The organism is Glaciecola sp. HTCC2999, assembly GCF_000155775.1.
GTDB lineage: Bacteria > Pseudomonadota > Gammaproteobacteria > Enterobacterales > Alteromonadaceae > Opacimonas.
Genome location: NZ_DS989817.1, coordinates 1,449 through 13,880 on the forward strand (window position 1 = coordinate 1,449; position 12,432 = coordinate 13,880).

The window sequence follows — 12,432 nt, forward strand, 5'->3', positions numbered from 1 at the left end:
GCGTCCTTTATTTGCGTGGGGAGCCTTTGATTTAGTTATTCTCAATACCTAATAGGCGCGCAACCCACAAACTGAGAGTATATAAACATGGCGAAGAAAGTCACTGGCTTAATTAAGCTACAAGTTGCAGCTGGCGCTGCAAACCCAAGTCCACCAGTTGGTCCTGCACTAGGTCAACACGGTGTAAACATCATGGAATTCTGTAAAGCGTTCAACGCAAAAACGGATTCTCTTGAAAAAGGCGCTCCAGTACCTGTAGAAATTACAGTTTACGAAGATCGTTCTTTCACGTTCGTAACAAAAACTCCTCCTGCGTCTTTCTTATTGAAAAAAGCTGCTGGTATTAAGAGTGGTTCTGGTCGTCCAAATACTGAGAAAGTCGGTACCGTGACACGCGCTCAGTTAGAAGAGATCGCAAAAACTAAAGAGCCAGACTTAACTGCTGCAAGTCTTGATGCAGCTGTAAACACCATCGCGGGCTCTGCTCGTAGCATGGGCTTAAACGTAGAGGGTTAATGACATGGCTAAACTAACTAAGCGCATGAAAGCGATTCGTGAAAAAGTTGACGCGAACAAAGAATATGAAATCAATGAAGCGGTTGCTTTATTAAAAGAATTAGCAACAGCTAAGTTTGCTGAAAGTGTTGATGTTGCCATCAACCTTGGCATAGATGCTCGTAAATCTGACCAAAACGTACGTGGTGCAACTGTACTACCAAACGGTACTGGTAAAGATGTACGCGTTGCAGTATTTACTCAAGGTGCAAATGCAGAAGCAGCGAAAGAAGCTGGTGCAGACATCGTAGGTATGGAAGACTTAGCTGAACAAGTTAAAAAAGGCGAAATGAACTTTGACGTAGTTGTTGCTTCTCCAGATGCAATGCGCGTTGTTGGTCAATTAGGTCAAATCTTAGGTCCACGTGGTTTAATGCCTAACCCTAAAACGGGTACGGTAACTCCAGACGTAGCGACGGCTGTTAAAAATGCTAAATCTGGTCAGGTTCAATACCGTAATGACAAGAATGGTATCATTCATGCGTCAATCGGTAAGATTGCATTTGAGCCAGCACATATCGAAGAAAATTTAAATGCACTTATCGAAGCATTGAAGAAAGCAAAGCCTTCTTCAGCGAAAGGTACGTACATTAAGAAAGTAAGCTTATCAACGACTATGGGCGCAGGTGTTGCACTTGACCAAGGTTCTTTGACACAAGCTTAATTTCAAACCCACATGATGTTTGATTTCATGTGTCTCTTGTAAAAGGTTATGGGTTGGAGCTTATTGTGCATACGTGTATGACTTTAAGTTCCCGTCCAAGACCGTAGGTGAATGTTGGTGATAGAGGTAAGAGAACTATCACAATAACAACATTCTTAATGTAACAGCCTACGCAGACGGTGGTACGGACTCAGACTCTCTGGGGTTATCGAACACCGTAGAGCGGTAAATACATGTTGTATTTATCAATCTGTGAACCCTGATGGCGTAAGTTTACTTACAAAGTCAGATTAAAAAAGAAGGTGAACGCAGTGGCACTAGGCTTAGCAGCAAAAAAAGAGATCGTAGCGGAAGTATCCGAAGTTGCATCTCAAGCTCTATCCGTTGCCGTCGCAGAATACCGTGGTATGGAAGTAAGTGAGTTAACTGACCTTCGTGTTAAAGCTCGTGAGCAAGGTGTATACGTAAAAGTAATACGTAATACATTAGCAAAGCGTGGCTTAGCCGACAGTAAGTTTGCTGACATTGAAAGTGCTTTAACCGGGCCTTTAATTTATGGTTTCTCTATCGATGCACCAGGTGGTGCTGCACGTCTTTTTAAAGACTTCGCTAAAGAAAACAAAAAATTAAATGTCACAGCGTTATCGATTGGTAACGGTCTATTGGGTCCTGAGAAATTGGATGCAGTGGCTTCATTACCGACTCGCGACGAAGCATTGGCGAAATTACTTGCTACCTTCAAAGCACCGGTTGGGAAATTCGTTCAAACAATCAACGAAGTACCTACCAAATTTGTGCGTGTATTGGCGGCGATCAAAGACGAAAAATAATTTTTCGTTTTTGGCAAACTATTTTATATTAACATTAACTCCAGGAGTTTAGAGAAATGGCTCTAACTAAAGATGATATTTTAAACGCGATTGCTGAAATGCCAGTTATGGAACTGGTTGAGCTAATCGAAGCAGCTGAAGAAAAATTCGGTGTTGAAGCAACTGCAGCAGTAGCTGTTGCAGCTGGTCCAGCAGCAGGCGGCGAAGCAGCAGCTGAGCAAACTGAATTTGACGTAGTACTAACTGGTTTCGGCGCTAACAAAGTTGCAGTTATCAAAGCAGTACGTGGCGCAACTGGCCTAGGTCTTAAAGAAGCAAAAGAAGTAGTTGAATCTGCTCCTAAAGCTATCAAAGAAGGCGTATCTAAAGAAGAAGCTGAAGAATTAAAAGCAGCTCTTACTGAAGCCGGCGCTGAAGTTGAAGTTAAGTAATTACTTGTAATTGCTTAATGCCAGAAATGGCAAAAGCAGGTGGCTTTTTGGTCACCTGCTTTTTTGCGCTATAGACAATTAAGAATTACTAACCGCTTATCTTAGTCTATAATTCGCGCAACACCTGACTTTTTACTCAAGTCACATAGGTGGAAACAATCAAAGCGGACTGGGAGTTTGTTGCTATTTTCATGGCAGCAGGTCGGGTCAAAAATCACTAGTTGAGGAAACCATGGTTTACTCGTACAGCGAAAAAAAACGTATCCGTAAGGATTTTGGCAAACGCCCTCAGGTATTGGAAATTCCATACCTCTTATCAATTCAATTGGACTCGTTTAAAAAGTTCATCGATGTCAATGGCGGCAACGATGCAGGCTTAGAAGCGGCGTTCGGTTCAGTGTTCCCGATCAAAAGTTATTCTGGGAATTCAGAGCTACAGTATGTCAGCTACCGTTTGGGTGAGCCGATGTTTGATGTACGCGAATGTCAAATTCGTAGCGTCACATACTCAGCCCCACTGCGTGTCAAACTACGATTAGTATTGTTTGATAAAGAAGCAGCGCCTGGCACTGTAAAAGATATTAAAGAACAAGAAGTATATATGGGTGAAATCCCATTGATGACTGATAATGGTACTTTTGTAATCAATGGTACTGAGCGTGTTATCGTTTCTCAGTTACACCGTTCACCTGGTGTATTCTTCGATCACGATAAAGGCAAAACTCACTCATCTGGTAAAGTGTTGTATAACGCACGCGTTATCCCATACCGTGGTTCTTGGTTAGACTTTGAATTCGATCCAAAAGATAATTTATTTGTACGTATCGATAGACGACGTAAACTTCCAGCGTCTATTATTTTACGTGCATTAGAATATTCGACAGAAGAAATTCTAGAGATGTTCTTCGAAAAGGTAAAAATCCGTTTCGAAGAAGAAAAAACGTTTATGGAAATTGTGCCTGATCACTTACGCGGTGAAACTGCACAGTTCGATATTTTAGATAAAGAAGGTAATGTATTAGTCGAGCATGGTCGTCGTATTTCTGCGCGTCATACTCGTTCTCTTGAGAAAGCTAAGATTACTGAACTTGAAGTACCACCTGAGTACATTATTGGTCGTGTTGTGAGTAATAACATTATCGATGAGAATACCGGTGAAGTTGTGGCAAATGCCAATGACGAATTAACTGTCGATTTAGTTGAAAAACTAAAAGAAGCAGGCATCAATTCATTTGATACTTTATATATCAATGAAATTGACCATGGTTCGTACATATCAGATACATTACGTGTTGATTCTACTAATGACCGTTTAGAAGCATTAGTTGAAATTTATAGAATGATGCGTCCAGGTGAGCCGCCGACAAAAGATGCGGCCGAAACCTTATTCGACAATTTATTCTTCTCTGAAGAACGTTATGATCTATCGACTGTTGGTCGAATGAAGTTCAACAAACGTCTTGGCCGTGACGAGATCACTGGTCCAGGTATCTTAAGTAAAGAAGATATCGTTGCGGTAATGCAGCAGTTAATCACTATTCGAGACGGTAAAGATGATGTCGATGATATCGACCACTTAGGTAACCGTCGTATCCGTAGTGTTGGCGAAATGGCAGAAAACCAATTCCGTGTTGGTCTTGTGCGTGTTGAACGTGCTGTTAAAGAACGTTTAAGTTTAGGTGATCTAGATAACATCATGCCTCAGGATCTGATTAACGCTAAGCCAATTTCGGCAGCCGTTAAAGAATTCTTTGGTTCAAGTCAGTTATCTCAGTTTATGGATCAAAACAACCCGTTGTCTGAAGTAACGCATAAGCGTCGTATTTCAGCACTAGGTCCAGGTGGTTTGACCCGTGAACGTGCCGGTTTCGAAGTACGAGATGTACACCCAACACACTATGGTCGTGTATGTCCTATCGAAACGCCAGAAGGTCCAAATATCGGTTTGATTAACTCATTATCGTCTTTTGCACGTACTAACGATTATGGTTTCTTAGAAACCCCATATCGTCGTGTAGTCGATGGTGTAGTGACAGAAGAAATTGATTTCTTATCTGCGATTGAAGAAGGCCAATTTGCGATTGCTCAGGCAAACGTAGAAATTGACGCTGCTCAGCAGTTAGTTGATGAATTGATCCCTTGTCGTTACCGCGGTGAAACCACGTTAATGCAAAAATCAGACATTAAATATATGGATGTATCGTCGCAACAGATCGTATCTGTCGCAGCATCGATTATTCCGTTCCTAGAACACGATGATGCTAACCGTGCACTAATGGGTGCCAACATGCAACGTCAAGCAGTACCAACGTTAAAGGCAGATAAGCCATTAGTAGGTACTGGTATGGAGCGCACTGTAGCGGTTGACTCAGGTGTTACTGTCGTTGCAAAACGCGGTGGTGTGGTTGATTATGTCGATGCATCACGTATCGTTGTAAAAGTAAACGAAGCAGAAATGACTGCAGGTGAAGCTGGCATCGATATTTATAACCTCACTAAATATACACGTTCAAACCAAAATACGTGTATCAATCAGAAGCCGACGTGTAATGTTGGCGACCCGATTGTTACTGGTGACGTTTTAGCTGATGGTCCTTCAACTGACCTTGGTGATTTGGCGCTTGGCCAAAACATGCGTATCGCATTCATGCCTTGGAATGGTTACAACTTTGAGGATTCAATCCTTATTTCTGAGCGTGTAGCTGAAGAAGACCGATTTACCACTATCCATATTCAAGAATTAAGTTGTGTCGCTCGTGATACTAAGCTTGGTCCTGAAGAAATATCTGCTGATATTCCAAATGTAGGTGAATCTGCATTAGGTAAATTAGATGAATCTGGTGTTGTTTATATCGGTGCTGAAGTTAAAGGTGGTGATATCTTAGTGGGTAAAGTAACCCCTAAAGGTGAAACACAATTAACGCCAGAAGAAAAATTATTAAGAGCTATCTTTGGTGAGAAAGCATCTGATGTTAAAGATACATCTTTACGTGTACCTAACAGTGTACGTGGAACGGTTATTGACGTTCAGGTCTTTACCCGTGACGGTGTTGAGAAAGATGCCCGCGCGAAAGAAATCGAAGAAATGCAATTACGTGAAGTCAAAAAAGACTTATCTGATGAGCTCGCTATCTTAGAAGATGGCATCTTTGCTCGTGCACGTAACTTGTTAATTAACAATGGTGTTTCTGAAGATAAATTAAACGACTCTGCCCGTGAGAGTTGGTTTGACATTGCTATTAAAGACGACGATGCAGCAGCTGATTTTGAACAAATTATTGAACAGCATGCTGAAGTACGAGCGACCTTTGATAAGAAATTAGAAGTTAAACGTCAAAAGATTATCCAAGGTGATGATTTACAACCTGGCGTACTAAAAATTGTCAAAGTGTACTTAGCTGTTAAACGTCACATTCAACCTGGTGATAAAATGGCTGGCCGTCACGGTAACAAAGGTGTTATCTCGACTATCCAACCAGTGGAAGATATGCCATACGATGAAAACGGTACGCCGGTCGACATCGTACTTAACCCACTAGGTGTACCATCTCGTATGAACATCGGTCAGATTCTTGAAACTCACTTAGGCATGGCAGCTCATGGTTTAGGTGTGAAGATTGACCGTATGATCAAAGAGCAAGAAGAAGTCACCAAACTTCGTAGTTTCTTGAACGAGGTGTATAACCTTGGAACAAGTCGCCAAGAAGTTGATATTGATAGCTTTACTGATCATGAAATCAGACGTCTTGCAGAAAATTTACGTAAAGGTGTACCAGTAGCCACACCAGTATTTGATGGTGCGACAGAAGCAGAAATCAAAGAAATGTTGAAGCTAGCTGATATCCCAGAAAGCGGTCAAATTACATTATTTGATGGCCGTACGGGTCGTGCATTCGAACGTCCAGTCACAGTAGGTTATATGTACATGCTCAAACTCAACCACTTAGTGGATGATAAGATGCACGCACGTTCTACTGGCTCTTACTCTCTTGTTACGCAACAACCATTGGGTGGTAAAGCTCAGTTTGGTGGTCAGCGCTTCGGTGAGATGGAAGTATGGGCACTAGAAGCATATGGTGCAGCATATACGCTACAAGAAATGCTAACCGTTAAATCTGATGATGTTAATGGTCGTACGAAGATGTATAAGAACATCGTCGACGGTGACCACAGAATGGAGCCAGGCATGCCTGAGTCATTCAACGTATTGTTGAAAGAAATCCGTTCTCTTGGTATTAACATTGAGTTAGAAGAAAACGAGTAAGCACAACGATTTATCGTTGTAAGTGTTAGTTAGGTTGACCCGATAACGGCTTGGTTGTCGGGTCATAAGACCCACTCCGTAGGGAGAAAAACGTGAAAGACTTATTAAAGTTTCTAAAGCAACAAAATAAAACCGAAGAGTTCGATAATATTCGTATCGGTTTAGCGGCACCAGATATGGTTCGTTCTTGGTCTTATGGTGAAGTTAAAAAGCCAGAAACCATCAACTACCGTACGTTCAAACCTGAACGTGATGGTCTGTTCTGTGCCCGTATCTTTGGTCCAGTTAAAGATTATGAGTGTTTATGTGGTAAATATAAACGTCTCAAGCACCGTGGTGTAATTTGTGAAAAATGTGGTGTTGAAGTCACATTGGCGAAAGTGCGTCGTGAGCGCATGGGTCACATTGAATTAGCATCGCCAGTTGCTCACATTTGGTTCCTTAAGTCATTACCGTCTCGTATCGGCTTAATGTTAGATATGACATTACGTGATATAGAACGTGTACTTTACTTCGAATCATATGTTGTAACTGAGCCTGGTTTAACGACACTAGAACGTCGTCAACTATTAACGGAAGAAGAATATCTTGATTCGTTAGAAGAGCACGGTGATGAATTTGAAGCGAAAATGGGTGCAGAGGCTATCTTTGACCTATTAAAAGTATTAGACGTTGACCAAGACGTTTCTGAAATGCGTGAAGAATTACCTTCAATTAATTCAGAAACTAAACGTAAGAAAATTACTAAGCGTTTGAAGTTATTAGAATCATTCCAATTATCTGGCAACAAACCAGAGTGGATGATCATGACAGTCTTACCAGTGTTGCCGCCTGATTTACGTCCATTAGTACCACTAGATGGCGGTCGTTTTGCGACCTCTGATTTGAACGATTTATATCGTCGTGTAATTAACCGTAATAACCGTTTGAAGCGTTTATTAGATCTAGCTGCACCAGATATTATTGTACGTAACGAAAAGCGTATGCTTCAAGAAGCAGTTGATGCGTTACTTGATAATGGTCGTCGCGGTCGTGCAATCACAGGTTCAAACAAGCGTCCACTGAAATCACTTGCTGATATGATTAAAGGTAAGCAAGGTCGTTTCCGTCAAAACTTACTTGGTAAGCGTGTTGACTATTCAGGACGTTCTGTTATCACCGTTGGTCCGACACTTCGTTTACATCAGTGTGGTTTACCGAAGAAGATGGCACTTGAGTTATTCAAGCCATTTATCTATGGCAAATTAGAAGGCCGTGGTTTAGCGACAACGATTAAAGCAGCTAAAAAATTAGTTGAACGTGAAGCACCGGAAGTATGGGATGTATTGGATGATGTTATCCGTGAACACCCAGTGCTACTTAACCGTGCACCGACACTTCACAGACTAGGTATTCAAGCATTTGAACCGACCCTAATTGAAGGTAAAGCCATTCAATTACACCCATTAGTATGTGCGGCATATAATGCTGACTTCGATGGTGACCAAATGGCGGTCCACGTCCCATTAACTATTGAAGCACAGTTAGAAGCACGTGCGTTAATGATGTCGACCAATAACATCTTATCACCTGCAAATGGTGAGCCTATCATCGTTCCTTCACAGGATGTTGTATTAGGCTTGTATTACTTAACACGTGACCGTGTCAATGGTAAAGGCGAAGGTATGATCTTCACTTCACCACACGAAGCCGAAAAAGCATACCGTACCGATCAGGCGGAATTGCATGCACGCGTTAAAGTACGTATCACTGAATATGAAGTGAACGAAGCGGGTGAGAAAATTGAAAAAACCAGTATTAAAGACACCACCGTTGGGCGTTCTATCCTTTCTTTAATCTTACCTAAGGGTCTAGATTTTGAAGTGATTAACCAACCAATGAAGAAAAAACAAATTTCGAATTTGTTAAACGTGTCTTACCGTACACTGGGTTTGAAAGATACCGTGATTGTCGCTGACCAAATCATGTATACCGGATTCCATTACGCGATGATTGCGGGTGCGTCTGTTGGTATTGATGATATGGTTATCCCGGATGCGAAAAAAGATATCATCGACGATGCGGAAGCTGAAGTTGTTGAAATCCAAGAACAGTTCCAATCTGGTCTTGTTACTGCCGGTGAGCGTTACAATAAAGTTATCGATATCTGGTCAACAGCAAACGAAAAAGTAGCTAAAGCGATGATGGAGAATCTTGAAAAAGAAACCGTTATCAATGCTCAAGGTGAAGAAGAACAGCAAAGTTCATTCAACTCTGTTTATATGATGGCTGACTCTGGTGCTCGTGGTAGTGCGGCTCAGATTCGTCAGTTAGCAGGTATGCGTGGTCTGATGGCTAAACCAGATGGTTCAATCATCGAAACTCCTATCACGGCTAACTTCCGTGAAGGTCTAAACGTATTACAATACTTCATCTCTACTCACGGTGCGCGTAAAGGTCTTGCCGATACTGCATTGAAAACAGCTAACTCAGGTTACTTAACTCGTCGTTTAGTTGATGTGGCACAAGATTTGGTCATTACCAATGACGATTGTGGCACATTAGAAGGTGTCGTTATGACGCCACTAATCGAAGGTGGTGATGTTGTTGAGCCTTTACGTGAGCGTGTATTAGGTCGTGTGGTAGCACAAGACGTAATCAAGCCTGGTACTGAAGATGAAATTTTAGTTGAACGTAATGTATTACTCGATGAAGCACTAGTAGATATGCTAGAAGCGAATTCTGTTGACCAAATCATTGTTCGTTCAGTTATCACGTGTGATAACGATCACGGTGTTTGTGCTAATTGTTATGGTCGTGACCTTGCGCGTGGCCACATGGTTGGACGCGGTGAGTCTGTCGGTGTAATCGCCGCACAGTCTATCGGTGAACCAGGTACACAGTTAACAATGCGTACATTCCACATCGGTGGTGCAGCATCAAGAGCATCTGCAGAAAACAGCGTAGCGGTCAAAACGAACGGCTCATTGAAACTGCATAATGCGAAATCTGTACGTAACCAAGAAGGTAAGTTAGTGATTGTTTCTCGTTCAACCGAGTTAACAGTGATTGATGAACAAGGTCGTGAGAAAGAGCGTTACAAAGTGCCTTATGGTGCAATATTAAGCGTTGATGATGGTGCAGCTGTATCTGGTGGCGATATCGTCGCTAACTGGGACCCGCATAGTCACCCAATCATCACAGAGCGTCCTGCGAAGATTACCTTTGCGGATGTTGATGACACCAATACAGAAACACAAACAGATGACTTAACAGGTCTATCGCGTATCGTGGTAAAAGATTTATCTAAAGCCAATGCAAAAGAGCCTAAGTTAATCTTAGAAGCGGGTGAAAATTCACTGCAGGAAATTCGTTTACCAAGCTTTACTACCATCGTTGCCACTAACGGCATGGATGCAGTAGAAGGTGATGTATTAGCACGTATTCCTCAGGAAGGTTCAAAAACTCGTGATATTACCGGTGGTCTACCACGTGTTGCTGACTTGTTCGAAGCACGTAAGCCAAAAGAGCCAGCTATCCTTGCAGAAGTGTCAGGTATGATTGGTTTTGGTAAAGAGACTAAAGGTAAGAAACGTCTAACGATCACACCACCAGAGGGTGATCACTACGAAGAGATGATTCCTAAATGGCGTCAACTTAACGTATTTGAAGGTGAAACAGTTGCAAAGGGTGAAGTTATTGCCGATGGTCCTGAATCACCACATGATATTTTACGTCTGCGTGGCGTAAGTGCCGTGTCTAATTATATTGTGAACGAAGTTCAAGAAGTTTACCGCCTACAAGGTGTAAAAATTAACGATAAGCACATCGAAGTTGTTATTCGTCAGATGTTGCGTAAGTGTATGATTACCGATGCAGGTGATTCACAGTTCTTAGAAGGTGAGCAGCTAGAAGTATCACAAGTTAAAATTGCGAACCGTGAACTGGAAGCCGCTGGCAAAGTGGGTGCGAAATATGAAATCCAATTATTGGGTATCACTAAAGCATCACTTTCTACTGAGTCATTTATCTCAGCAGCATCGTTCCAAGAAACGACACGTGTACTAACAGAAGCAGCGGTACAGGGTAAAGAAGATGATTTACGTGGCTTGAAAGAGAACGTAATTGTTGGACGCTTAATCCCTGCCGGTACTGGTTTTGCGTATCATGAGAAGCGTGCCGCTCGTAAAGCAGCACAGCTCACTGAAGAAGATTTATCGGTTTCTGCTGACGAAGCACAGCTGGCATTGACAGAAGCATTGAATGCTACTCTTGATATGCCTACTGGCGACGAAGAGTAATCGATTGTCATTAAGGTCGAGCGCTTGACATTTGAGCGTTTGATCTTTAATATTCCGCGACCCGAATTTAGGTTAATCCCTTAGGTCGCGGTTTTTTGTTTTATGGAATAGAGCAATTTCATAAACTTGTAACCTAGTTGATACATGGTGTATCAACTTTATTAATTTTACACACTAGGAGCTAGTTAATGGCAACAGTTAACCAGTTAGTGCGTAAGCCTCGTAAGAAGCCGGTTGAGAAATCAAACGTCGCTGCATTAGAAGCTTGCCCACAACGTCGTGGTGTATGTACACGTGTATATACAACTACGCCAAAGAAACCGAACTCAGCATTACGTAAAGTTTGTCGTGTTCGTTTAACCAACGGTTATGAAGTATCTTCATATATCGGTGGTGAAGGTCACAACTTACAAGAGCACAGCGTGGTATTAATCCGTGGTGGTCGTGTTAAAGATTTACCAGGTGTTCGTTATCACACAGTTCGCGGTACATTAGATTGCGCTGGCGTAAACGATCGTCGTCAAGCCCGTTCTAAGTACGGTGCGAAAAGGCCAAAGTCTTAACGGTTCTCCGTTAGTAAGGCCAAACTATTAATTATAAGTTTTGGGGAATATCCTGAAATTTCTACGGAGAAATTAAAATGCCAAGAAGAAGAGTCGTAGGACAACGAAAAATCCTACCAGATCCTAAGTTCAAATCAGAACTACTTGCTAAATTCATGAATGTCGTAATGCTCGACGGCAAAAAATCAACAGCTGAAAAGATCGTTTATGGCGCGCTTGACATTGTTGCTGAAAAAACTAGCAAACCACACCTAGACGTATTTGAAGATGCACTAGAGAACATCCGCCCAACTGTCGAAGTTAAGTCTCGTCGTGTTGGTGGTTCAACGTACCAAGTACCTGTTGAAGTTCGTCCAGTTCGTCGTAATGCACTAGGTATGCGTTGGTTAGTAGAAGCATCGCGTAAACGTGGCGAGAAGTCTATGGCTCAACGCCTAGCTGCTGAGATGTTAGATGCATCTGAAAACAAAGGTTCTGCGGTTAAGAAACGTGAAGACGTTCACCGTATGGCTGAAGCCAACAAAGCGTTCGCGCACTACCGTTGGTAATCTGAGGATCGTATGGCTCGTAAGACTCCTATTCAACGCTATCGGAACATTGGTATTGTCGCGCACGTAGATGCCGGCAAAACTACCACTACTGAACGTGTTTTGTTTTACACCGGTTTATCTCACAAAATTGGTGAGGTACATGATGGCGCTGCCACTATGGACTGGATGGAACAAGAACAGGAGCGAGGCATTACGATCACTTCTGCTGCAACCACCTGCTTTTGGCAGGGGATGCAGCAACAATTTGAACAACATCGCATCAATATAATCGACACACCTGGACACGTGACTCAC

9 protein-coding genes are annotated in these 12,432 nt (G+C 42.2%); all 9 read left to right on the forward strand.

Annotated elements, in window-relative coordinates:
* Positions 1–87: 87 nt before the first annotated feature.
* Positions 88–516, forward strand: coding sequence for a 50S ribosomal protein L11 (gene rplK / locus G2999_RS11370; protein WP_010181820.1), 429 nt, complete (start codon positions 88–90; stop codon positions 514–516).
* Between the two features lie 4 nt (positions 517–520).
* Positions 521–1,219 carry a 50S ribosomal protein L1 gene (rplA, locus tag G2999_RS11375; protein ID WP_010181823.1) on the forward strand — a complete coding sequence of 233 codons (699 nt, stop codon included), beginning with the start codon at positions 521–523 and terminating at the stop codon, positions 1,217–1,219.
* Between the two features lie 311 nt (positions 1,220–1,530).
* Positions 1,531–2,049 carry a 50S ribosomal protein L10 gene (gene rplJ / locus G2999_RS11380; protein ID WP_010181825.1) on the forward strand — a complete coding sequence of 173 codons (519 nt, stop codon included), beginning with the start codon at positions 1,531–1,533 and terminating at the stop codon, positions 2,047–2,049.
* A 56-nt stretch (positions 2,050–2,105) separates the two neighbouring features.
* Entirely contained in the window at positions 2,106–2,480 is a 375-nt protein-coding gene (gene rplL, locus G2999_RS11385; protein WP_010181827.1) for a 50S ribosomal protein L7/L12, read from the forward strand.
* Between the two features lie 232 nt (positions 2,481–2,712).
* Entirely contained in the window at positions 2,713–6,744 is a 4,032-nt protein-coding gene (rpoB, locus tag G2999_RS11390; protein ID WP_010181829.1) for a DNA-directed RNA polymerase subunit beta, read from the forward strand.
* Between the two features lie 92 nt (positions 6,745–6,836).
* Positions 6,837–11,024: a DNA-directed RNA polymerase subunit beta' gene (gene rpoC, locus G2999_RS11395; protein ID WP_010181830.1), complete on the forward strand. Its 4,188-nt coding sequence runs from the start codon at positions 6,837–6,839 to the stop codon at positions 11,022–11,024.
* Positions 11,025–11,212: 188 nt separating this feature from the next.
* Complete coding sequence (gene rpsL, locus G2999_RS11400; RefSeq protein WP_010181832.1) at positions 11,213–11,587, forward strand: 30S ribosomal protein S12; 375 nt, start codon at positions 11,213–11,215, stop codon at positions 11,585–11,587.
* A gap of 77 nt (positions 11,588–11,664) precedes the next feature.
* The gene (gene rpsG / locus G2999_RS11405) at positions 11,665–12,135 is read left to right on the forward strand and encodes a 30S ribosomal protein S7 (protein ID WP_010181834.1); all 471 of its coding nucleotides are present in this window, start codon (positions 11,665–11,667) and stop codon (positions 12,133–12,135) included.
* Between the two features lie 12 nt (positions 12,136–12,147).
* Positions 12,148–12,432: GTP-binding protein (locus G2999_RS11410; RefSeq protein ID WP_010181835.1), on the forward strand; the 285-nt coding region annotated here is incomplete at its 3' end.

What these genes read in the sequence shown, in the direction of transcription:
- rplK (WP_010181820.1), top strand. Translation starts at nt 88, where the DNA reads ATGGCGAAGAAAGTCACTGGCTTAATTAAGCTACAAGTTGCAGCTGGC.
- rplA (WP_010181823.1), top strand. Translation starts at nt 521, where the DNA reads ATGGCTAAACTAACTAAGCGCATGAAAGCGATTCGTGAAAAAGTTGAC.
- rplL (WP_010181827.1), top strand. Translation starts at nt 2,106, where the DNA reads ATGGCTCTAACTAAAGATGATATTTTAAACGCGATTGCTGAAATGCCA.
- rpoB (WP_010181829.1), top strand. Translation starts at nt 2,713, where the DNA reads ATGGTTTACTCGTACAGCGAAAAAAAACGTATCCGTAAGGATTTTGGC.
- rpsL (WP_010181832.1), top strand. Translation starts at nt 11,213, where the DNA reads ATGGCAACAGTTAACCAGTTAGTGCGTAAGCCTCGTAAGAAGCCGGTT.
- rpsG (WP_010181834.1), top strand. Translation starts at nt 11,665, where the DNA reads ATGCCAAGAAGAAGAGTCGTAGGACAACGAAAAATCCTACCAGATCCT.